At 70.1% G+C, this 22,405-nt stretch carries 19 protein-coding genes and 1 tRNA gene; 14 read left to right on the forward strand and 6 right to left on the reverse strand.

Annotation, left to right across the window (positions count from 1 at the left end; translation table 11 throughout):
• Positions 1–23 precede the first annotated feature (23 nt).
• On the reverse strand, positions 24–1,202 hold the full coding sequence (locus ACFVKT_RS01815) for a Glu/Leu/Phe/Val dehydrogenase dimerization domain-containing protein (RefSeq protein WP_385726480.1): 1,179 nt from the start codon (positions 1,200–1,202) through the stop codon (positions 24–26).
• 351 nt (positions 1,203–1,553) lie between these two features.
• Here ACFVKT_RS01815 and ACFVKT_RS01820 point away from each other — a divergent pair, with 351 nt between their 5' ends.
• From ACFVKT_RS01820 to ACFVKT_RS01870, 11 genes are all read left to right on the forward strand, one after another.
• Positions 1,554–2,738: an MBL fold metallo-hydrolase gene (locus ACFVKT_RS01820; protein ID WP_385726481.1), complete on the forward strand. Its 1,185-nt coding sequence runs from the start codon at positions 1,554–1,556 to the stop codon at positions 2,736–2,738.
• Between the two features lie 1,317 nt (positions 2,739–4,055).
• The gene (locus ACFVKT_RS01825; RefSeq protein WP_385726482.1) at positions 4,056–6,440 is read left to right on the forward strand and encodes an ATP-binding protein; all 2,385 of its coding nucleotides are present in this window, start codon (positions 4,056–4,058) and stop codon (positions 6,438–6,440) included.
• A gap of 86 nt (positions 6,441–6,526) precedes the next feature.
• On the forward strand, positions 6,527–6,961 hold the full coding sequence (locus ACFVKT_RS01830; RefSeq protein WP_385726484.1) for a roadblock/LC7 domain-containing protein: 435 nt from the start codon (positions 6,527–6,529) through the stop codon (positions 6,959–6,961).
• A 2-nt stretch (positions 6,962–6,963) separates the two neighbouring features.
• Entirely contained in the window at positions 6,964–7,335 is a 372-nt protein-coding gene (locus ACFVKT_RS01835; protein WP_385726486.1) for a DUF742 domain-containing protein, read from the forward strand.
• Complete coding sequence (locus ACFVKT_RS01840) at positions 7,313–7,912, forward strand: ATP/GTP-binding protein (RefSeq protein ID WP_385726488.1); 600 nt, start codon at positions 7,313–7,315, stop codon at positions 7,910–7,912. Before ACFVKT_RS01835 ends, ACFVKT_RS01840 begins: the two co-directional genes overlap by 23 nt.
• Positions 7,913–8,011: 99 nt before the next feature.
• Positions 8,012–8,629 carry a GAF domain-containing protein gene (locus ACFVKT_RS01845; RefSeq protein ID WP_385726490.1) on the forward strand — a complete coding sequence of 206 codons (618 nt, stop codon included), beginning with the start codon at positions 8,012–8,014 and terminating at the stop codon, positions 8,627–8,629.
• A gap of 254 nt (positions 8,630–8,883) precedes the next feature.
• Positions 8,884–9,912, forward strand: a complete 1,029-nt coding sequence (tdh, locus tag ACFVKT_RS01850; protein ID WP_385726492.1) for an L-threonine 3-dehydrogenase — start codon at positions 8,884–8,886, stop codon at positions 9,910–9,912.
• A 132-nt stretch (positions 9,913–10,044) separates the two neighbouring features.
• Positions 10,045–11,238, forward strand: a complete 1,194-nt coding sequence (locus ACFVKT_RS01855; RefSeq protein ID WP_385728095.1) for a glycine C-acetyltransferase — start codon at positions 10,045–10,047, stop codon at positions 11,236–11,238.
• Between the two features lie 295 nt (positions 11,239–11,533).
• Positions 11,534–12,436: a LysR family transcriptional regulator gene (locus ACFVKT_RS01860; protein ID WP_385726494.1), complete on the forward strand. Its 903-nt coding sequence runs from the start codon at positions 11,534–11,536 to the stop codon at positions 12,434–12,436.
• 232 nt (positions 12,437–12,668) lie between these two features.
• Positions 12,669–13,028, forward strand: a complete 360-nt coding sequence (locus ACFVKT_RS01865) for an MmcQ/YjbR family DNA-binding protein (protein ID WP_385726496.1) — start codon at positions 12,669–12,671, stop codon at positions 13,026–13,028.
• Between the two features lie 110 nt (positions 13,029–13,138).
• Positions 13,139–14,521: an MFS transporter gene (locus ACFVKT_RS01870; RefSeq protein ID WP_385726498.1), complete on the forward strand. Its 1,383-nt coding sequence runs from the start codon at positions 13,139–13,141 to the stop codon at positions 14,519–14,521.
• A 92-nt stretch (positions 14,522–14,613) separates the two neighbouring features.
• Here the strand turns inward: ACFVKT_RS01870 and ACFVKT_RS01875 are convergent, their stop codons facing one another.
• Complete coding sequence (locus ACFVKT_RS01875) at positions 14,614–15,525, reverse strand: transketolase family protein (protein WP_385726500.1); 912 nt, start codon at positions 15,523–15,525, stop codon at positions 14,614–14,616.
• A 131-nt stretch (positions 15,526–15,656) separates the two neighbouring features.
• Positions 15,657–16,358 (reverse strand): transketolase, encoded by a 702-nt coding sequence (locus tag ACFVKT_RS01880; RefSeq protein ID WP_385726502.1) that lies wholly within the window; start codon positions 16,356–16,358, stop codon positions 15,657–15,659.
• Positions 16,359–16,509: 151 nt separating this feature from the next.
• Between ACFVKT_RS01880 and ACFVKT_RS01885 the strand changes: the two genes are divergently transcribed.
• Positions 16,510–16,583, forward strand: a tRNA-Pro gene (locus tag ACFVKT_RS01885).
• 115 nt (positions 16,584–16,698) lie between these two features.
• On the opposite strand, the gene ACFVKT_RS01890 is transcribed toward ACFVKT_RS01885, so the two are convergent.
• A complete protein-coding gene (locus tag ACFVKT_RS01890; protein ID WP_385726503.1) occupies positions 16,699–17,676 on the reverse strand; it encodes a catalase in 978 nt (325 codons plus the stop codon).
• Between the two features lie 290 nt (positions 17,677–17,966).
• The gene (locus tag ACFVKT_RS01895; protein WP_385726505.1) at positions 17,967–18,509 is read right to left on the reverse strand and encodes a DUF3455 domain-containing protein; all 543 of its coding nucleotides are present in this window, start codon (positions 18,507–18,509) and stop codon (positions 17,967–17,969) included.
• Positions 18,510–18,944: 435 nt separating this feature from the next.
• On the opposite strand from ACFVKT_RS01895, the gene ACFVKT_RS01900 reads away from it, so the two are divergent.
• Positions 18,945–19,148, forward strand: a complete 204-nt coding sequence (locus ACFVKT_RS01900; protein WP_385726507.1) for a hypothetical protein — start codon at positions 18,945–18,947, stop codon at positions 19,146–19,148.
• A 94-nt stretch (positions 19,149–19,242) separates the two neighbouring features.
• Here ACFVKT_RS01900 and ACFVKT_RS01905 read toward each other — a convergent pair whose 3' ends face one another.
• Positions 19,243–20,772 carry an APC family permease gene (locus ACFVKT_RS01905; protein ID WP_385726509.1) on the reverse strand — a complete coding sequence of 510 codons (1,530 nt, stop codon included), beginning with the start codon at positions 20,770–20,772 and terminating at the stop codon, positions 19,243–19,245.
• A gap of 435 nt (positions 20,773–21,207) precedes the next feature.
• On the opposite strand from ACFVKT_RS01905, the gene ACFVKT_RS01910 reads away from it, so the two are divergent.
• Positions 21,208–22,230, forward strand: a complete 1,023-nt coding sequence (locus ACFVKT_RS01910) for a substrate-binding domain-containing protein (protein WP_385726511.1) — start codon at positions 21,208–21,210, stop codon at positions 22,228–22,230.
• Positions 22,231–22,405: the final 175 nt, after the last annotated feature.

A 22,405-nucleotide genomic window follows, 5' to 3' on the forward strand; every position in this document is an offset into this window, starting at 1 on the left:
GGGATGCGGGTGGCCAGCCGTGGTCATACGTACCAGCCGAACCGCTCGGCGATCACCGGCAGTCGATCCGCGACGATGGCGTGCGCGGCGGCCCGCGGTGTGCTCCCGTCGGCCTCCGCGCGGGTCAGGATCTGGTCGATGAGGGCGCGCATGGAGTGCCGGATGTACGCGAAGGCCTCGTCCGGGTCCGCGCCGATGTCGCCGAACAGCGTCCACCACCACCAGGCGTTCGTGCCGGAGTTGACCACGACGTCCGGCAGGACGGTGACTCCGCGCGCGGCGAGCAGTTCCTCCGCCTCGGCCAGAACGGGCATGTTGGCCGCCTCGACGATCCAACGGGCGCTGATCGACTGCTGGTTCACGGTGTCGATCGCGTACGAGACCGCCGCGGGCACCAGCACCTCCGCCTCGGCCGACAGCCAGGCGTCGCCCGGCAGTTCATGGTCGGCGGGGCGCAGCACCGAGCGGTCGACGGTCCCGTACGCGTCCCGGGCCGCGAGCAGCGCGTCGACGTCGAGGCCTTCAGGGTTGCCGATCGTGCCCTTGATGTCGGCGACGGCCACTACCGTGAGTCCCGCGCGCGTGAGGAACCGTGCCGTGGCGCCGCCCATGGTGCCGAGCCCCTGCACGGCGACGCGCGTCCCGGCGTACGGCATGCCCGCGCGGTCCAGGGCCGCGAGCACCGACTCGGCGACACCGCATCCGCCGACCAGCTCGTCGAGCCCGATCCCGTCCACCTCGACCGCGAACGCGTCCGCGAGCCGCCGTCTCGCGGTCACCTCGTCGTCGAGCAGTGGGTACACGGCCTGGATCGAGGAGACGAGGCCCGCCTCCTCGGCGGCCCGGTCGACCAGGTCCTGGGTGAGGCCGAGGTCCTCGCCGGTGGTCCAGAAGCTCTCGATGTACGGGCGCATGGCGCGCAGGTAGCGCACCAGAAGTCCGTACGCCGCCGGGTCCTGGGGATCGCAGTCGATGCCGCCCTTGGCGCCGCCGAGCGGGATGTAGTGGCCTTCGGGGTGGTAGTGCAGGGCTTCTTTCATGGTCATGCCGCGGGCGAGCCCGGCGACCTCGTCCAGCGTGCAGCCGTCCCGCATCCGCAGTCCGCCGCTGGCGACACCTCGCACGAGCCGGTCGACGACGAGGAAGCCCTGGTGTCCGGTGACGTGGTCGGTCCAGGTGAGCGTCATCAGAGGGGCGGTCACGGGGTCTCCTCGGGATACGGCGATACGGCGATCAGGGGGCCGGCGGGCCGGCGCGAGGCCCACCGCCGTGGGGGTGTCGGAGTCCTCGGTACATGGTGTCGCCAAAGGGGGCCGGGCGGGCGGGGCCGGACGGTCACAGTACGCGTACTGAACGGCCAGTCAGTAATTGAGCTCCTGGCCGTGGAAAGTGGGTGCATGCCCATCCCAGGGCCAGGAAGAAGCGGGCGCTCCGTGGGGTTGAGGGGGATGCAGGCCGTACGGTCGCGGACCTCGTGCTGTGACATGGCCGGCCCGGCGCTGTCAGAGGCGGCGACCATAATGGAAGCCTGACTGACTCCACCTGGAGGTACTGTGACCGGTTCCCGTCCCCTGAGCTCCGGGCTCCGCGCGCTGCGGCCCGCCGCCTTCGGCGCGGATCCGAGAGGCGAGCGACTGGAGCGCATCCGCAGATCGCCCAACTTCGCGGACGGCGTCTTCACGAACCCGCCGGGTACCCCCCGGCCCGACGGTGCCATGCGCGAGGCCGCGAAGGCCTACTTCCGTAAGGAAGAGCGTGTCCGGCGCGCCCCGGCCGGCCCGGTGCCGGTGCACGCGACGACGCTCGCCGACCTTGCCCGGCCCGCGCCGAGCGGACTGCGGCTCACTTGGATGGGGCACTCCAGTGTGCTCGCCGAGATCGATGGGCACCGTGTGCTCTTCGACCCGGTCTGGGGCGAGCGATGTTCTCCGTTCAACTTTGCCGGGCCCAAGAGGCTGCACCCCGTCCCGCTGCCGTTGGCCGCGCTCGGACCCGTCGACGTCGTCGTCATCTCGCACGACCACTACGACCACCTCGACCTGCCGACGATCAAGGCACTGGCCGGCACGGACACGGTGTTCGCGGTGCCCCTCGGTGTCGGCGCCCACCTGGAGCGCTGGGGTGTGTCGGCGGACCGGCTGCGCGAGCTGGACTGGAACGAATCGACGAAGGTCGGCGGCCTCACCCTGACCGCCACCCCCGCCCGCCACTTCTGCGGCCGGGGCCTGCGCAACACCCAGCACACGCTCTGGGCGTCCTGGGCGGTGGCCGGTGACGAGCACCGGATCTACCACAGCGGTGACACCGGCTATTTCGAGGGCTTCAAGGACATCGGCGCGGAGCACGGCCCGTTCGACGCCACGATGATCCAGATCGGCGCGTACAGCGAGTTCTGGCCCGACATCCACATGACGCCCGAGGAGGGCATGCGCGCCCATCTGGATCTTCAGGGCGGTCGGCCCGGCGGAGTCATGATGCCGATCCACTGGGGGACGTTCAATCTGGCGGCCCACCCGTGGGCGGAGCCCGGCGAGTGGACGAAGGACGCCGCTGAGGCGATCGGGCAGGCAGCTGCGTTTCCCCGGCCGGGAGAGCCCTTCGAGCCTGCGGGGACTCTCCCCACCGATGCCTGGTGGCGAAGTGTGTCCTTGCCCGGTGCGCATCCGTGGCGCCACCCCAAGGAGCCGCTTGTCGCACCGGAGGCGTCGGGTGATTTCGACCTTGCCGGCGAACGGTGACGTCGGCAGTTGATGATCTTCCTGGGCCCTGTCGGCGGTCGGTGACATGCGGTGCCAGGATCGGCCGGAGCCGTCGGCTCAGCCAGGGACGCTGGGGTGCGGCTCGGCCCGGGCCGGTCGGGGTCGTTCTACGGCTGCAGTTCGCAGAAGCCTCTGATCGGCGCGGCGTTCGGCCCTGCCGCCGAAAATGAGACGGGCTGTGCCGGCCGTCTGCGGCCGGACCGACACCTCCGCGACCGTCCAGGCGGTCGCGGAGATCGACCTGGCTGACAGCGGGGTAGAAACTGCCGCCCCGCTACACCGCCTACGTCAACGCGCTGCAGAGCCTGTCTCCGCAGACCCTGGGCGACGATGAGCAACTGCGCGACTGGCCGGACATTTTCGAGTACTCCGCCGTCGACCCGGCCTCGGTCCGCGGCCGGCTCGGTCTGAAACTGATCCCGAACCGGCTGCCGGCGTACCGGAGCATCTAATGCCCATGTCGTGTCGTGGGCTTCCAGCGCGGCCAGAGCGTAGGGCCGCAGCTCATCCGGGAGGTCGCTGACAGCGCATTCCCGGCGCCGTATTCACCGCAGTCGCTGGAGCTCCAGAAGGCCGAAGCCGCCTGCAAGCAGTACATGCCTGCCCCATGCTCGCCTGGGCCGGCGGTCTCGGCGCGGCCGTGGCCATCGGAGCCATCGCCGGACTCCTGCCCGCTCTACGGGCGGCCCGGATGCAGCCCACGGAGGCGCTGCGGACGGTCTGACCGAGCTGCCCGGCATCGCGGAATCCCCCGCCGTGATGCCGGGCCCGACTCACCCTGCCCGTCGGATGCTGTGACGGCCAGGCCGGGACCACGGCCAACACGCCGGGTGACGTCGCAGCTCGGACGATAGAGGGCACCGGAGAGCCGGAAACGGTACTCGCGGGCTGCATTCCCGATCACCAAGACCACGTTTCGGACCGACGGCGAGGGCCGGGGAGCACATTGCTCCCCGGCCCTCGCCGTTTGTCGCTGACCACTTCTGACCAGCTCTGATCGAATCCGTGCTCTACGGGAACGCGCGTCCGAGGGTGTTATCGGTCTGTCGTACGACGGCTCATACCAGAGCGGGACCCTGCCCGTGGGACTTTGTCAACTGCCCACCGCACATGATGCGTTGCCGACTACTGTCAGTTGCCGTCGGGCGACGAGGAGTCGAATTCTTCGGCTCTTCTCGACCGGCACCGCGATGACGCCCGACCCGGTCGAGCAGAACCGCGGGAGCCCCAGGGGATGTCCGACCCGTCTCCGACCCGTCAGTCCCCTACCCCCGACGTACCAGTACAAGGACGCCGATGTCTCACCTTCGCGCACCGGCCGCACGCGCAGACCGCCGTGAGGGCGGACGGCACGGACGGCCGGTCGCCCACACAGCCCCCTCGCTGCCCGAGACCCACCTACGGCCCCAACTGCTGCGCCTGGCGGTGCTGCCGCCGACCGCGGTGGCCCTCAGCGCGTGCGCGGCCGTGCTGTTCACCGTCCGCTCCACCGGCGCACGGCCCGGCCTCACACTGTGGGCCGTGCTCGCGGGAGCGCTGGGCGTGGCGCTCGTCGGCATCGTGATCGCCGCCGTGGCCGCCGACCGCGCCGCCACCTCCGTACGGGACCGGATAGGCGCCCTGCGCCGCACCAGCGCCCGCGCTGAGGGCGAGCTGCGCACCCTCGTCGAGGGGCTGCGCCGCGGCGAGAGCCCGCCCGCCCGCAAGGCACGTCGCCAGCCGCCCGCGGACGCCGACGACTTCGAGCTCCTTGCCGCCGACCTCTCCCGCGCCCACGACGGCGCCATCACGGCCGTAGTACAGGCCGCGCAGCTCTCCAGCCAGGCGGGCAGCGAACAGAAGGTCGAAGTCTTCGTCAATCTGGCCCGACGCCTCCAGTCCCTCGTGCACCGCGAGATCTCGATCCTCGACGAGCTCGAGAACGAGATCGAGGACCCGGATCTGCTCAAGGGCCTCTTCCACATCGACCACCTCGCCACCCGCATCCGGCGGCACGCCGAGAACCTCGCCGTGCTCGGCGGCGCCGTCTCCCGCCGCCAGTGGAGCAACCCCGTCTCCATGACCGAGGTGCTGCGGTCCGCGATCGCCGAGGTCGAGCAGTACTCGCGGGTCAAGCTGGTGCCTCCGATCGACGGCACGCTGCGCGGACACGCCGTCGCCGACGTCATCCATCTACTGGCCGAACTCGTCGAGAACGCCACGGTGTTCTCGGCCCCGCACACCCAAGTGCTGCTGCGCGTCAACCTCGTGACTGCCGGACTCGCCGTCGAGGTCGAGGACCGGGGTCTCGGCATGCCGCTGGGCGAACAGAACAAGATGAACGCCCTGCTCGCCGACCCCGACCAGGTCAATGTCGCCAGCCTGCTCCAGGACGGCCGCATCGGCTTGTTCGTCGTCTCGCAGATCGCGCGACGGCACGGCATCCACGTACGGCTGCAGACCAATATCTACGGCGGGGTCCAAGCCGTACTCGTCGTGCCGCAGGCCTTGTTGGGGACGGCGCAGGGCGATCCCGCAGGGGTGACGAGGGGCCGGCCCCACGAGACGGCGTCCGGGGGCCGGCGTCCGGCGGCGGGTCCGGGGGCCATACAGGCGGCCCCCGGGTCCGCGCTGCCCGGGGGCGGTACGGGTTCGGGTTCCCCGATGCCTCGGCAGACGCAGCGGGACCAGGCGCCGCAGGGCGCGATGACGGCGGGGCGCGATGGTCCGGCGCCGCTGCCCATGCGCGGTGCCCGCGCGGAGCGGCCCAACCCGGCCGAGGCCGTGCCCGGCGTCCGTCCCGACGACCGGCACGTCGTGACGGACAACGCGGGGATGCCGCCGACAGCGCGGGGCGGTGCGGTCCGCGGCACCATGGGCAAGCCTCAACTGCCCACCAGGCGCGCCCAGGAACACATCGCACCCCAGTTGCGCGACGGGCCCGCACCCCGCCAGGACACGGAGTACGTCGCCGGTCACGACCCCGGCCTCATGGCGGCGTTCCAGCGCGGGATCGGGCTCGCGGAGGCGGCCCATGCGGAGGCGGCGCACGCGGAATCGGCGCGGGTGGAGCCCTCGGACATGCCAGCTCGGCCCCTGGGCGGCTCGTCCACGCTGCCGCCGCTGGAGGTCGTACGGGTGGATACGCCGGTCGTGGGCGTGGCCCATATGGGGCACGCCCACCTCGGGCACACCCGTGCGGAGGCCGCCGGCGCCTCCCGCACGGAGCAGCCACACATGGAGCGGCCCCACGTAGATGCCTCGCACACGGAGCGATCGCATATGGAGCGATCGCATATGGAGGAGCCGCATAGGGATGAGCGGCATAGGGATGAGCGGCAGTGGCCCATGGAGGGGGTGGCCCGAGTCGACGGTGTGATGTCGACGGGCGTCGCCCCCATGGGCGTACGGCCGATGAATGTACGTCCCGCGGCCGGGTCGCAGACGGGCGGATTGCAGTCGGCTGGGCCGCAAACGGCTGGGCCGCAGGCGGCCGGACCGCAGGTGGGCAGGCCGCTGACGGCAGGATCGGAGACGGGCGGGCCGCCCGGAACGCCCATCGGCGCGGCGCACATAGCTGAGGTGCACACGGCTCACGCGCCCGCGCCGCACGAGGTGCAGGGGGCGCGCGATGCCATGTCCGCGCCTGCGCCCGGACAGGACTTCACCACCCGGCACGACGGGAGCGCACCGGCCGGATGACCAGTGGCTTCCCCACCCCCACCCCCACACCGCCCCCCACCCCCTTCGCTCTCGCAGACCTGCGTACCTCAAGGAGTCGATCCACCATGGCGAGCGATGCGCCGACCGGCCATGTATCCGATCTCGACTGGCTGATGAGCGGCCTTGTGCAGCGCGTGCCGCACACCACGAGCGCGGTGCTGCTGTCCAGCGACGGACTCGTGAAGTCGGTCCACGGCCTCGACACGGACAGCGCCGACCACATGGCCGCGCTGGCTTCCGGCCTCTACTCCCTTGGCCGCAGCGCGGGCGTCCGCTTCGGCGACGGCGGAGACGTACGTCAGGTCGTCGTCGAACTCGACTCGACCCTGCTGTTCGTCTCCACGGCCGGATCCGGCACCTGTCTCGCCGTACTCGCCGGGCGTGAGGCCGACGCGGCGGTGCTCGGCTACGAGATGGCGATGCTGGTCAAGAGCGTCCGGCCGTACTTGATGACCGCACCCCGGCAGCCCGCGGCCGAACCCTCGGCGTTGAGGCCTTGAGCGTGGCCGCGGCAGGCGACGGGCCCTGGCTCGACGACGCGGCCGGCCGGCTGGTGCGCCCTTACACGGTCAGCAACGGCCGGACGCGGCCCACCACCGCGCTCGACCTCCTGTCGCAGGTGATGGCCACCGGCGCCACCCCCCTCGGCTACCTCGGACCCGAGCACACCCTGGCACTCGAACTGTGCCGGGTTCCCATCTCGGTCGCGGAGATCGCCGCACATCTGAAGCTGCCGGCGGCGGTCACCAAGGTGCTGCTGTCCGACCTCGTCGACTGCGGGGCGCTGACGACGAAGCCTCCCGTGTTCGACCACAACCCCACTGACCAGTCTCTTCTGGAGGCAGTGCTCGATGGACTACGACGACAGCTCTGACCCATTCCCAACCGCGCTGAAGATCCTGGTGGCGGGAGGGTTCGGGGTAGGCAAGACGACCTTCGTCGGCGCGGTGAGCGAGATCGCGCCGCTCAGTACGGAGGAGTTGCTCACCACGGTCAGTGCCGCCACCGACAGTCTCGACGGTGTCGAGAACAAGGTGGAGACGACCGTGGCGATGGACTTCGGCCGTATCACTCTCGATCCGGAACACGTGCTGTATCTGTTCGGGACGCCCGGGCAGGAGCGGTTCTGGTTCATGTGGGACGAGCTCTCCGAAGGGGCGCTCGGCGCGGTGATCCTCGCCGACACACGCCGTCTGGAGGACTGCTTCGCGGCCGTCGACTTCTTCGAACAGCGTGGACTCGGCTTCATCGTCGCGGTCAACGAGTTCGACGGCTCCTACCGTTACGAACCCGAGGAGGTGCGCGCGGCAATCGACCTCGATCCCGAGATTCCCATCGTGCGCTGCGACGCCCGGATCTCCAGCTCGGGCGTGCAGACCCTGCTCGTCCTGGTGCGGCATCTCCTCGCTCATGCGCCGGCGCACTCACCGAGTCACGGAGCCCACACATGACGCCCGCTCGCCCCGGGTCTCGTGCCCCGCACCTGACGCCCGTACGACCGAGCAACGGAGCCTGTGTATGACACATGCCCCAAGTCGTGGAGCCCGTATATGAGTTACGAGCCCCGGCGTCCTGCCGGGCGGCTGCTGTTGACCCCGGAGGACAAGGATGCCCCCGCGCGGGTGCGGCGGCTGCGCCGACTGGGCCTGGGGGAGCGCGCGGAGCCCGCCTTCGACGCCTTCGCGGACAGGCTCGCCGAGGTCGCCGCCGCGCCGTACTCGATGGTCAACTTCATCGACGAGAACCGGCAGTTCTTCGCGGGCCTGCACACCCCACACGGCAGTGGCCCGGGTGGCAGCGGCTCGGGTGACCGGCTGATCGCGGTCGCCACCGCGGCGGACGGCTCGGGACTTGGCGTGGGCCGCTGTCTGACGCGCGACTACGGCTTCTGCCCCCATGTGGTGGTCCGACGTAAGGCGCTGGTCCTGGAGGACGTCTGCGACTACCCACGGTTCGCCGGGAACCCGGTCGTCGACGAGATCGGTGTCCGTTCCTACCTCGGCGCCCCGCTGATCGACCACACGGGCATCGCCCTCGGCACGCTCTGCGCCGTCGACACAGAGCCGCGCCCTTGGGGGCGAGCGGGGCTGGAGACCATCAAGTCGATGGCGGCGGAGCTGGTCGAGCAGATCGAACTCCGGGAGAGCGGCCGGTTACTGGAGGAGTGACGCGCGGGGGCGCGTGGTGTGTGGGGTGGTGTGACGGATGGGTTGGTGCGAAGCGCGGGGTGGCGGGATGCGTGGGGTGACGTGCAGCGCGAGGTGGATGGCGTGAAGCAGAGCTGTGGCCGCGCTTAAGAAATCCTCGATGGACCAGGGAGCCGTCGTACGGCAGATTCCTAGGGGAATTCACCCCTCTCCCCGGCACGGGCCAGCCGTTTCGGCGTGCCTTGCTCCGGGACCTCACCCACAGGAGCCGTTGCGTGAAGGCGCTGGTCAAGGAGAAGGCGGAGCCCGGGCTCTGGCTCGTGGACGTTCCGGAGCCGCAGGCCGGCCCCGGCGACGTACTGATCAAGGTCCTCAGGACGGGGATCTGCGGTACCGATCTGCACATCCGGTCCTGGGACGGCTGGGCGCAACAGGCCATCCGGACGCCGCTGGTGCTCGGGCACGAGTTCGTCGGCGAGGTGGTCGAGATCGGTCGCAACGTCGCCGACATCAAGATCGGCGACCGGGTCAGCGGCGAGGGCCATCTGGTGTGCGGCAAGTGCCGCAACTGTCAGGCCGGGCGGCGCCACCTCTGCCGCTCCACCGTCGGCCTGGGCGTCGGCCGCGACGGCGCGTTCGCCGAGTACGTCGTCCTGCCGGCCGCCAATGTGTGGGTGCACCGTGTCCCCGTCGACCTCGACATCGCCGCGATCTTCGACCCGTTCGGCAACGCCGTCCACACCGCCCTCTCCTTCTCGCTGGTCGGCGAGGACGTGCTGATCACCGGCGCCGGACCCATCGGCCTGATGGCCGCCGCGGTGGCCCGGCACGCAGGCGCCCGCAACGTCGTCGTCACCGACGTCAGCGAGGAGCGACTGGAGCTGGCCCGCAAGATCGGCGCGAGCCTCGCCCTCAACGTCTCGGACGCGACGATCGCCGACGGCCAGCGCGAGCTGGGACTGCGGGAGGGATTCGACATCGGCCTGGAGATGTCGGGGCGACCCGAGGCGATGCGCGACATGATCGCCAACATGACGCACGGCGGCCGGATTGCCATGCTCGGCCTGCCCGCCGAGGAGTTCGCGGTCGACTGGTCCCGGATCGTCACCTCCATGATCACGATCAAGGGCATCTACGGACGCGAGATGTTCGAGACCTGGTACGCGATGTCGGTGCTCCTCGAAGGCGGCCTCGACCTCGCTCCCGTGATCACCGGCCGGTACGGCCACCGCGACCACGAGGCGGCCTTCGCCGACGCGGCGAGCGGCCGCGGCGGCAAGGTCATCCTCGACTGGACCGTCTGAGCACCTTGCCCCGCCGAAGGCTCCAAGGAACCAAGGCTTCCAGGAACCAGGGCTTCCAGGAACCAGGGCTTCCAGGAACCAGGGCTTCCAGGAACCAGGGCTTCCAGGAACCAAGACTTCAAGGAACTGATGATGTTCGATTCCGTACGCGACGATCTGCGCACCACCCTCGACGAGATCCGCGCCGCCGGTCTACACAAGCCCGAGCGCGTTATCGGCACCCCGCAGTCGGCGACCGTGAGCGTCACCGCGGGTGGCCGCCCCGGTGAGGTCCTCAACTTCTGCGCCAACAACTACCTCGGCCTCGCCGACCACCCCGAGGTCGTCGCCGCCGCCCACGCGGCCCTCGACCGCTGGGGCTACGGCATGGCGTCCGTGCGCTTCATCTGCGGTACGCAGGAGGTGCACAAGGAGCTGGAGCAGCGGCTGTCCGCGTTCCTCGGGCAGGAGGACACGATCCTCTACTCCTCCTGCTTCGACGCCAACGGCGGCGTCTTCGAGACCCTCCTCGGCGCCGAGGACGCGGTCATCTCCGACGCCCTCAACCACGCCTCGATCATCGACGGCATCCGCCTCTCCAAGGCACGCCGCTTCCGGTACGCCAACCGCGATCTGGCGGACCTGGAGCAGCAGTTGAAGGAGGCGAGCGGCGCCCGGCGCAGGCTGATCGTCACGGACGGCGTCTTCTCCATGGACGGGTACGTGGCTCCACTGCGCGAGATCTGCGACCTCGCCGATCGCTACGACGCGATGGTCATGGTCGACGACTCGCACGCCGTCGGCTTCGTCGGCCCCGGCGGCCGCGGCACCCCCGAACTGCACGGCGTCATGGACCGCGTCGACATCATCACCGGCACCCTCGGCAAGGCACTCGGCGGAGCCTCCGGCGGTTACGTCGCCGCCCGCGCCGAGATCGTCGCACTGCTGCGCCAGCGCTCGCGCCCGTACCTCTTCTCGAACACGCTCGCCCCGGTGATCGCCGCCGCCTCCCTCAAGGTGCTCGACCTGCTGGAGTCCGCCGACGACCTGCGGATCCGGCTCGCCGAGAACACCGCGCTGTTCCGCCGCCGGATGACCGAGGAGGGCTTCGACATCCTCCCCGGCGACCACGCGATCGCCCCCGTCATGATCGGCGACGCGGCGAGGGCGGGGCGCCTGGCGGAACTCCTCCTGGAGCGCGGGGTGTACGTCATCGGCTTCTCGTTCCCGGTCGTGCCGCAGGGACAGGCGCGTATCCGGGTGCAGCTGTCCGCCGGGCACTCGACGGCGGACGTGAACCGGGCGGTGGACGCGTTCGTGACCGCGCGCGCGGAGCTGGACGCCTGAGCGAGGGCCGTTCCGGGCCGCGGGTTCCGGTTCGCAGGCTTCCGGTCGGCCGTTTCGGTTCGCCGGTTCAGGTTCGCGGGTTTCCGACTGGCCGACCCGGGCCGCGGTTTCCGGTTCGCCGGTTTCCGGTCGGCCGTTTCGGTTCGCCGGTTCAGGTTCGCGGGTTTCCGACCGGCCGATCCGGTCCGCCCGTTCCTGTTCCCCGGTTTCCGATCGCCCGTTGCGGTTCGCCCCTTTCGGGTCGACGGATCCTCCTCACTCGTTCCGGTTCGCCCGACCTGAGAGAATCGGTCGCATGATCGAAGCGCGGCGGCTCCACATCCTTCGTGCGGTGGCCGACCACCGTACGGTGACGGCGGCAGCCGCCGCGCTCTATCTCACGCCCTCGGCCGTCTCCCAGCAGCTGACCGCCCTGGAGCAGGAGACGGGCCACCGTCTGGTGGAGCGCGGCGCGAAGGGCGTACGGCTGACTCCGGCCGGTGAGATCCTGCTCAGCCACACCAACACGGTCCTCGCCCAGCTCGAGCGTGCGGAGGCGGAGCTCGCCGCCTACAGCTCGGGCGCGGCCGGCACGGTCACCGTCGCCTCCTTCGCGACCGGCATCGCCCTGGTCGTCGCCCCCGCGGTGGCCCGCCTCGCCGTGTCGGCGCCCGGCATCCGCATCCGCGTCCAGGACGCCGAGGGCGACGCGAGCCTGCCGATGGTCCTAGACCGGCAGGTCGATGTCGCGGTCGCCGTCGAGTACCGCGGGGCCCCGCGGGCCGACGACCCCCGCCTGACCCACGTACCGCTGTACGCCGAGCCCTTCGACGCGGTGGTCCCGGTCGGCCATCGCCTCGCCGACGTGGACGAGGTGCCGCTCGCCGAGCTGGCCAAGGACACCTGGATCGGCCCGTACCCCGGAAATCCCTGCCATGAGGTGGTGGTCCTGGCCTGCGAGAGCGCGGGCTTCCAGCCCCGTCTCGAACACTCCTCGGACGACTTCCGCGCGGTGGTGGCCCTGGCCTCGGCCGACGCGGGGGTGGCTCTCGTACCGCGCTCGGCGCTGCGCGGCATGGACCTCACCGGCGTGGTCGTCCGCCCGGTCGACGGGGTGGCGCCGACGCGTCGGGTCTTCGCGGCCGTACGACGGGGAGCGGAGGGGCACCCGTTGATCCGGCCGGTGCTGGATGCGCTCGGGGTGGCCGCGGAGGCGTAGCGCGGGCCGTTGCCGGCTGGGCTGCCTCACTGAGCCGGCTGCCTCCCTCGCCGGAGGCGACTGGGTTGGCTGCCTCTCTTGCTGGAGGCGTCGGCCTTGAGGAGTGTGTCCGCGAAGTCCCTCCCCGGGTTTCCGTGTGGTCAGGGCCTCCTCGGCCGCCGTCCGCCGCATGAGGGGAAGGCCGGACGGAGGCCCGGCGCGATTGTCGGTGCCATTGGTTACGGTGCCTCTCATGCCGGATGCCGAAGACGTACGCCGTATCGCCCTCTCCCTGCCGGACACGACGGAGAAGGTCGCGTGGAGCATGCCCACGTTCCGGGTCGCGGGAAAGATGTTCGCCACGTTGCCCGAGGCCGAGACCTCCATCGCCGTGCGCTGCCCGAAGGAGGAGCGGGACGAGCTCGCCAGGGCCGAGCCCGCGAAGTTCTGGATCGCCGACCACGAGGCGGGCTTCGCCTGGGTCCGCGTCCGTCTCGCGGCCCTGGAGGACGACGACGAACTCCGCGACATCCTCGCCGATTCCTGGCGCCAGGCGGCCCCGACCCGGCTGCTGGACTCCCACCCGGAGTTGGGCCTGCCGTCGGTCGAATGAGACCGCCGAGGCGTTGTCGGTGCGCCGTGGCATGATCCGGAGGCGCGAGTGGGACGCGGGGACTCTGCGGGGGAGTTGTAGGGGATCGGTCGGCGGGGAGGGGACGCAGGATGGGCGGGGAAGCACCGGCCGGGCAGGTCACGGCGCGGAGCAAGGCCTCCGGCCGTGGTCGTCCGGGCGAGGGCCCTGGCCGCCGTGGCCCGGCCGCCGAGCGCGCCCCGCGGTCTGTCTGGTCACGGGACTTCGCGCTGTTCTTCGTCGCGCGAGCCCTCGCCCGGCTCGGCGACACCATCCTGCCGGTGGCGCTGGCCGCGGGTCTGCTGCAGTACGGGTACGGGGTGGGCGCGGTCGGCCTGGCGATGGCCGCGTCGGCCGCCCCCTTCGCCGGGCTGGTCATCTTCGGCGGGGTGATCGCCGACCGGTTCAGCACGCGCAAGCTGATGATCGGCGCCGACCTGGTGCGACTGGTCACCCAGGCCCTCACAGCCGGGCTCTTCTTCGCCGGCCATGTGGTCCTCTGGCAGATCTGCCTGATCGGCGCGGTCAACGGCGTGGCGGGCGCGGTCTTCCAGCCGGGCGTCGCCAGTACGGTGCCGCGCCTCGCCACCGACGTACAGGGGGCCAACGGCGCGATACGGATCGCCGAGTCGGCCGCTCAGCTCGCGGGTCCCGCCCTGGCCGGCCTGCTGGTCGCGTTCGCCTCGGCCGGAGCGGTCTTCGCGGCCCACGCGGGCACATACGCGCTCAGTGCCCTGTGTCTGCTGCTGCTCCGGCTGCCACCGGCCGCGCCTGGAGGTCACGTCCGCCACGGCAGTACCTTCAGGGCCGAACTCGCCGAGGGCTGGCGGGAGTTCAGGTCCCGCACCTGGCTCTGGGGAGTCATCGTCATCTGGTGCGTTTACATGATCTTCTGTTGGGGCCCGACGGTCCCCCTGGTGGCGACGGAGGTGGTCCAGCAGTACGGCCCGCGCACCTACGGCCTGATCAACTCGGCCCTGGGCGCCGGCACCGTCATAGGAGGACTGATCGCGCTGCGACTGCGTCCCCGCCGCATGCTGCGGGTTGGTTCGGTCGCCCTCTTCGCGTTCGCCTGTTTCCCGGCGTCCGTCGGGGCGGGGCTCGGCGTCGCGGCCATGTCGGCCGGAGCGGTGATAGCGGGAGCGGGCCTGTCGGTGTGGGGAGTGATGTGGGCGACCAGCGTGCAGACGCAGGTCGCGCCCGACGTCCTCAACCGCATCCACGCGTACGACGTCGCGGGCTCCCTGGCGATGATGCCCGTCGGACAGGCCCTGGCGGGACCGGCCGCGACGGTCCTCGGCGCGGACAACGTCCTCCTCGTCGCCGGCGTCATGACCCTCGTCGCCGCGACGGCCCTCCTGTCGGTGCCCGCGATACGTGACCTGGTACGCGTCGAAACCCCGGCTTCCGCTCCTGTGGCGGGACTGCGTCCGACCGGGGCGATACCGGAACCGGCGCGAGGCGAAAAGCGCTGAGCGGTGCGCCGGCACGACCGGTGCACAGGAGCGGGTGCCAGGTCAGATGCCCTCGCCCTTCCCTGGACGTGCGTTGCCCCGGTGCCCACGGTTCAGACGCCCACGGCAGCCCCCAGGAAGCCGCCGATCCGCTCCCGCAGCGACCGGGCGTCGAGACCGTGTGCGGCCAGGTGCTCGTCGACGTTCCCGTAGCGGCGCAGTTCACGGCGGCCCACGCCGAGACCGAGGACGCGGTGGCGCACGTCGGCGAGCGCGTCGGACGCGGCGGCCGTGGATGTGCCGGCCAGGTACGGCTCGACGAGGACGACGTCGGCGCCCGCCGCCTCGGTCGCCCGGCGCAGTGCGGCCTTGTCGAAGGGGCGGACGGTGGTCGCGTACAGGACGGTGACGTCGAGCCCCTCGGTGGCGGCGAGCGTGGCGTCGAGCATCGGCCCGACGGCGACGACCACCCCGGCGTGCCCTTCGCGGACGGTGACGAAGCGCGCCCCGTCGACCGGCAGCCCCTGCGGGTTGGCCTGCACGGACAGGCGCACGTACACCTTGTCGTCCCCGGCGGCGACCGCCTGACGCAGCAGCGTCTCGGCCTCGTCCGGATGGCCCGGCACGTGCACGGTCCAGCCGTCGAGGGTGTCGAGCAGGGCCACATCGCCGGGCGACATGTGGGTGTACCCGCCCGCGGGCCAGTCGAAGGACGCGGACGCGCTGACCAGCACGGCGCCCGCGCCCTGATGCCCGAGGTCCAGCTTGACCTGCTCGAAGGGCCGCTCGACGAGGAAACTGGCGAAGGTGTGCACCACGGGCCGCAGCCCGGTCAGCGCCAGGCCCGCGGCAGCCCCGACCAGGAGCTGTTCACGAATGCCGACGTTGATCACCCGCTCCGGGTGCCTGCGCCGAGCGGGCTCGAATCCGTCCGTGCCGATCTCGGCAAGAACGACGGCGACGCGTGGATCCTCGTCGAGAAGCTGGGAGACGACGGGGGCGAAACGGTCACGCATGGTGTCCATGGGAGCTGGTTTCCTTTCGGGGTGCTTGCGGGGAGGCGGAGCCACGGCTGGCCTCGGGCGAACTTCGGCTCGGCGCGGGGCCACAGCGCTGCTCAGGCGGACTTCGGCTCGTCGCAGGGCCATGGCTCGCCTCAGGCGGACTTCGGCTCGACCTGGGCGACGATCACCCGGGGGCGGCCCGGATGAGGGGCGGTGAAGGCGGCGTACAGCGCCTCGTGGTCACGGCCGTCGACGGTCGTCGTGGACCAGCCGGCCGCTTCGAAGCGCGCGGCGATTCCGCCGGGCCGGGTGTGACTGGCGGAGGAGTTGTCGATCACGACCGTGTGCAGCCGCTCCAGCCCGGCCGGCCCTGCGTAGGCGATCGCCTCGTGGTTGCTGCCCTCGTCCAGCTCCGCGTCGCCGGTCAGCACCCATACGCGCGGCTCGTCGAGCCCCTGCGCCCGCAGCCCCAACGCCATGCCGACGGCGATCGGCAGCCCGTGCCCCAGCGACCCGCTGCCGATCTCGGCACCCGGGACCAGCATCCGGTCCGGATGGTGCCCGAGGGGCGAGTCGTACGAGCCGAACCCGGGCAGCCACGCGACGGGCAGGAAGCCCCTGGCCGCCAGCACGGCGTAGTACGCCATCGGCCCGTGCCCCTTGGACAACAGGAACCGGTCCCGCTCCGGATCGTCCATCCGCTCCGGCCCCACCCGCAGCACCCGGTCGTAGAGCACCCACAGCGCGTCCAAGGTGGACGTCGCCGCAGGACCATGCTTCTCATCGCCGGTCATCAGCCCCATCAACCGGGGCAGCTCGGCGTACGCGTAACCCTGTTCCGCTGCAGTCGTCATACGGAACACCCTGCAACCTCAACTAAACTTCAGGTCAACCTGGCTCGGAGTCTCCGCCGGCCCCCTGGAAACGAGGGCGCGATCACCTGCACGAGTGCGGTATTGTTTCGATGCGCGTTCGGCCAGGGGAAACCCCAGGTCAGGCGGGCATCGGGACGTGGCGCAGCTTGGTAGCGCACTTGACTGGGGGTCAAGGGGTCGCAGGTTCAAATCCTGTCGTCCCGACGAGAGGTTCGCCTCGTAGTCGCAAATCAGAGCCCTGCTTCACTTCGGTGAGGCAGGGCTCTTGATCGTTTTCTGGGTTGTCGTGTCACATTCATCCGGCCGCCCTGATTGTGTATCAGGGAGCGAGTCGGCGCTCGGCTGAGACGGAGTAGGCGTGGCGGCGGAAGGCCAGCATGGTGTCGTCGGAGGGTTCTACGCCGGGGGCGAGGCGGGTGGGGTCGAACACCTGCTGCTGCCAGTGTTCTTCGCGTGCCGAGCGGGCCGTCACGTGCAGATACCCGGCTGGAATCAGCGGCCGGTGCTCCGGCCACGCCTGTGAGGGGTCGTGGGTCGGGTCGCCCTCCTCCGCGAACTGGAACACCACGGTGAAGGTGACAGGTCCCGTTTCGAGTCGGGAGTCGAGGTCACCGATGAGGAAGTCCGGAGCAAGCGTCTCGGCGTGCGCGGGATCCAGTTCGGTTTCGCCCAGTTGGGGCACGAGGCGGTAGCGGAAGGGGCGGCGCTCACCGGACTCGTCCACCAGGACGAAGGCGTGCAGGCCGTCGTAGCGGACGGTGGCGAAACTGGCCGGCGCCTGCCGGCTGGCGAAGGACTTCAACGCCCCCCGGCTTTCGGGGTGTTGGGCGAGGACGGTGGCGAACTTGCCGGCCGCGGCCAGTTTCCCCTTGGCGCGGTCGGCCAATCCGCCCTCCGTACCCGCCTGGCCCAACGCCTCGACCAGGTCGATGAATCCTTCGGGATTGTGGCTGGGGAAGACCCGAAAGGTCGCGGCCACCAGATCCATGACGCCCTTGCCGGCATCGAGGAACTTCACCGCCATTCCGCGTACGCCGCGTACCCGGTCGTCGGCGTCGAAGCGGCCCGAGCCGTTGGAGAAGCGGACGACCGCCTCGGACTCGGCGGTGAGAGGGGTGGCGGTCGTCCACTGGGTAATCTGCCCGCTGGGCACGAAGCGTGCGTCGTAGACGGCTCCGCGGGCGTGCAGGCGGCGATCATGCGGGCGCGGGTGGGCAGCGGCTTCGATCCGGTCGACGGCCTGTGCCGCGGTCATGCCGTCCTCGGTGACTGAGGAGTCCTGCGGTCCCTGTGCCATGGGCCCATCATCGCATTCGTGATCGCTGCACACCTGGCGGACGAGCTACCTCGGACCGAGCAGCGCGGTGCCAGGCCGCCGCGCGCAGCAGACGCAGACGTCGACGCCCACGATGGCGCCCATGACGACCGCTCGGAAGGCTCATCGACGAGGATCCCGTCGCCGACGCCGTGCGTCGTTCCCTTCCCCCGACCCGCGCGACCCATGCGGCTCGTACGACCCGTACGACCCGTACGACCCGTACGACCCGTACGACCCGTACAACCACCAGGCTCAGGTGGCGAAGGACCTCAGTTCTGCGCAGGCGCGTAGAAGACGTACGTGGCCCGGTACGGCACGCCGGCCTGCGCTCCGGGTGAGCAGGACCCGCTGGGGGCGACGCCCCCTCGTGTGGCCAGTCGCTGAACGTAGGAGACAGAGCCGAAGACGCCGCTGCCACGGGTAGCCGTTGCCTGGAGCAGTAGTTGCGGGACGGCGTTGTCGCTGGGGACGCTCGCGCCGGGCACGGCGGAGGCGTTGACGGCACTGCCGTCCACCGTGGAGACCCACACCGGTCCTCGCGAGTGAAGGGCGATCGGGCGGTGGCGACTGTCCCGGGAGTCCGACAGCGTGGCGGCCGGCTCGACGAATGTCCAGGCACCGTTGGTGCACGCGTAGGTCTGTACGCCCTGTGCGTCGAGAACGGCGATCTTCTTGTTGCCGTCAGGTACTTGCAGCTGCGGCGGGATCGGCGTCGTGACCGCAGGGGTGTCCGAGGTCGGTCTGCCCGATGCCTGGCCGACTGCCGCACTGCCGATCACCGCCGCCGCGGCGGTGACGATGGTTCCCGTCATCAAGGCAGCTCGCTTGCTGAAGACCATGAGAGATGACTCCACGTGTAGGAGAGAAGAGCGTGTAGGAGAGAGAAGCGAGTGGGAGAAAAGAGAATGTGCCGAAAGCGGTGATCCGGCCCGAAGGCTCGAACTGCCAGTACCTCGGGGCCACTTGGATCGTACGAGTGGATCTCCGCTCGGAGGCGTCTGCGAACGACGCGTAAGAATTCGGAAAGATGCCAGTGCCGTCCGGTACCGCTCCGTGCGGTGCGGAGCCGAGCGGTGCGGTGCGATGCGCGGACACTGGCACGCGGTCAGGGCGAGTGCGATCAGCCGGTGCGACGTTCCCGATTCGTAAGAACTTCGGCAACCCCTGGCACAACGAACGGGGCCAAGCTGAGTGCTGAACGTGCGGGGCGCCGCGACAGACGTACTGGTGCGGAGAATGGAGCGAGCATGTTGGTCCGCGGCATCGGTGGGATCGTCCTCGTCGTGCTCGGCGCGGTCTGGATCGCGCAGGGCGTCGGAGCCATGAGCGGCTCGGCCATGTCCGGCCACGGCCAGTACGCCGCGCTTGGCGTGGTGGTCGTGCTGATCGGACTCTTCCTGCTGGTGCGGGCCTGGCGGGTGCGGAACCGCGACGTCCACGGACGCCTCTGATTGCTGCGGCCTGGCCGCATGGCTCACTCGCTCGGTAGCCCCGCAGCGCAAGTATCACGACGACCTGGGGCCCACCGGTCTGCCTGCCCGTGTGCTACTCCTTGGCGGCAGACGCAGTGCGGGTGGGTTTGCCCAGTGCCCAGAAGAGCACGCCGAGGAGCATGAACCCGATGAGCGGGAGGGCCTCCGTCAGCAGGTACTTCCAGCGTTCGTCGTGGCTCCAGCCGTCCGGTGCGTAGTCGGGGCCGAACCAGTGGTCGCCGAGTCCGGGGGCGACCAGCTGCACACTTGCGAAGAGGATCAGCAGGGTGAGCACCACGCTGATCGTGCGGGGGAAGGGCGCCTTGTAGGGGCGGGGGACCTCGGGGGCCTTACGACGCAGTACCGCGAGCGCCGGGAAAATGCCCAGGTAGCTGACGAGGGTGGTGGAGACGGCGAGGCCGAGGACGGCGCCGAAGAGCTTCGCGGCGCTGCCGTCGGTCAGTTCGTGGGCCAGGACCAGGACGACTGTGGAGACCAGCCCGCTGAGGATGTTGACCCGTACCGGTGTGCCGAACCGGCTGGAGATGACGCCGAGGAAGCGGGGTGCGGCGCCGTCGTAGCCGGAGACGGCGAGGGCGCGGTCGGAGCCCATGATCCAGGTGACGCCGGAGGACAGCACCGTGAGGATGAACATGATCGCGGCGAGGTTCCCGAGCAGGCTGCCGGCGCCGCTGAGCGTGGCGGTGCCGTCGGCGGCGACGTGGCCGCCGTACACGGTGAAGACCTGTCGGATCGCGTCGATGAATCCGCCGAGGCCGGTGATGGCCTTGACCGGCAGAACGAGCAGGATGCCGAGGATCGGCAGCGCGTAGAGCAGTACGGCGAGGAAGGCGCTGCGGAAGATGGCGAAGGGGACGTCCTTCTGAGCGTCGGTCATTTCGTCGCCGGCGGTGTTGGGCAGCTCGAAACCGACGTAGTTGAACATCAGGACGGGCACCAGGCCGACGAATCCCACGTAGGTGGGGGAGAAGTCACCGAGCCCGAATCCGTGCAGGCCGTGCTGGATGCCGTACACCACGACCGTGATGGTGAACAGGCCGAGGAGGAGGAAACGGCTCCAGGCGCCGACGGTGGGAATCCACTTGCCGACGTCGAAGGAGAGGATCGCGGCGAGCACGCCCACCCAGACGAACACGAGGGTGAAGGCGTAGAACGCCGGCGTGCTCAGGTCTTTCCCGTCGTTGAAGAAGGTCGTGTACGCCGTGACGGCGGAAACGGAGAGCGTGCCGCCGAGCCAGACCGGATTGGTGATCCAGTAGAGGAAGTTGTTGACGGCGCCGGCGAGTCGGCCGAAGGCCCGGCTGGTCCAGATATAGGGACCGCCCTCGTCGGGGAACGCGGCCCCGAGTTCGGCGGTCAGCAGCGCGGAGGGCACGAAGAACACGACGGCCAGCACGATGAGCCAGGTGAAAGCCTCGGCACCGGACGAGGCCACGGTGCCGATCGTATCCACTCCGACGATGGTGCAGAGAAGGAAGAAAAGGATGTCGAAGCGGCCGAAGTGTTTGCGCAGTTTCTGCCGCTCCGTTTGGGCTGCCGCCGGGGTGTCGGCCGGCTCGGAGGTGATTTGGTCAGCGGCCACCGGGAGCTCCCGCGTGCTCGTGTAATGGATGCGATCCGGCCAATCGTCGGCCGTCGTCACAAACGCCCACAAGTGTTCATGTGTAAATCTTGACCGTTGCCCCTCAGTCCGAATGCAACGGAAACTCCACCGAAACATAGGAGTGAAAGCGCTAACAGATATCCAGTGGTCGGCGTCCCGGAAACGACACCACGCGACTCACCCCGGAGCTGTTGCGCCTGCCCGAGCCTCGTCCCTCCAACCTGCTCCCGACCAGCCAAGGTCGGCGCACCTGAAGGCAGCGCTACTAAGCAGGTGCTCACTTGACTACCAGGCGTCACACGCGCTTTGCTCCGGCCAGTGATAGTCAGACAGTCGGTCCTCATCCCGCCGACGGTCGTGCCGACTTGACGCCCCATCCGCTTGTCCGGCTGCACAGCGAGGTGCCGCACCATCATGAACATGACTTCCGCACGTCACCTTTCCGGCAGCTCCGCGCGCGGCACGGCTCTGGTCCCCGCTCTCGCCGCCGTCTGTCTGCTCGCTGCCGGCTGCTCCCTTTCCGGCGGGTCGGAATCGGGCAGTGACGCCGCCCCGGCCGGCCAGGCGGACACCCCCGTGCTCAAGGTCGCCCTGATCACCCACAGCGCCCCTGGGGACGTGTTCTGGGAGCTGGTGCAGAAGGGCGCGCAGGCAGCGGCCGCCAAGGACAACATCGACCTGACGTACACGAACGATCCCGACGCCACCGGTCAGGCGGACCTGGTGCGGGACGCGGTCGCCGACCAGGTCGACGGCATCGCGGTGACCCTGGCCAAGCCGGACGCGATGAAGAGTGCGGTCGCCCAGGCCAAGGCGGCGGGCATACCCGTCGTCGGTCTCAACTCCGGTATCGACGCCTGGCAGTCGGCGGGCCTGCTGGAATACTTCGGCCAGGACGAGAGCGTCGCGGGCCAGGCCGTCGGCGACAAACTGGACGGCTACAAGGTCAAGCACGCGCTGTGTGTCATCCACGAGCAGGGAAATGTCGCCCTGGAAGCGCGCTGCGCCGGTGTGAGGAAGACATTCGGCGGCGAGACCGAGAATCTCTACGTGAACGGCGCCGACCCCGACGCGGCGGCCGAGGCCATCACGGCCAGAGTGCAGCAGGACCCGACCATCGACGAAGTCGTCACGAACACGGCGAGCCTCGCGCTCGCCGCGGTGAAGTCCGTGAAGGAGGCCGGCAGCAAGGCCGGGATCGCGACCTTCGACCTCGACGCGGACCTGGTCAAGGCCGTGCAGCAGGGGACTGTGCAGTTCGCGGTGGACCAACAGCCCTATCTGCAGGGCTATCTCGCGGTGGACTCGATCTGGCTCTACAAGACGAACGGCAATCTCAGCGGCGGCGGAGAGGCCCCGGTCCTCACAGGTCCGGCGTTCGTCACCAAGGAGAACGTCGCCGCGGTCGCGGAGTTCGCGGCCCAGGGGACACGCTGATCCGCCGCCTTCAGATAACGACGTGACCAATGTTTCGGATACTCACCGTGCGTACGGTCACTTGTACGGATAGCATCCTGCGCACCCCCTGGTGCTCTACCGGACACACGGTCACCCGCCGCGCTCGTCCGAACCCCCCGCCCACCGCTCCCTCCCCGCAGCCCGTTTCCGCCTG

The organism is Streptomyces sp. NPDC127595, from assembly GCF_042671685.1.
Classification (GTDB): domain Bacteria; phylum Actinomycetota; class Actinomycetes; order Streptomycetales; family Streptomycetaceae; genus Streptomyces.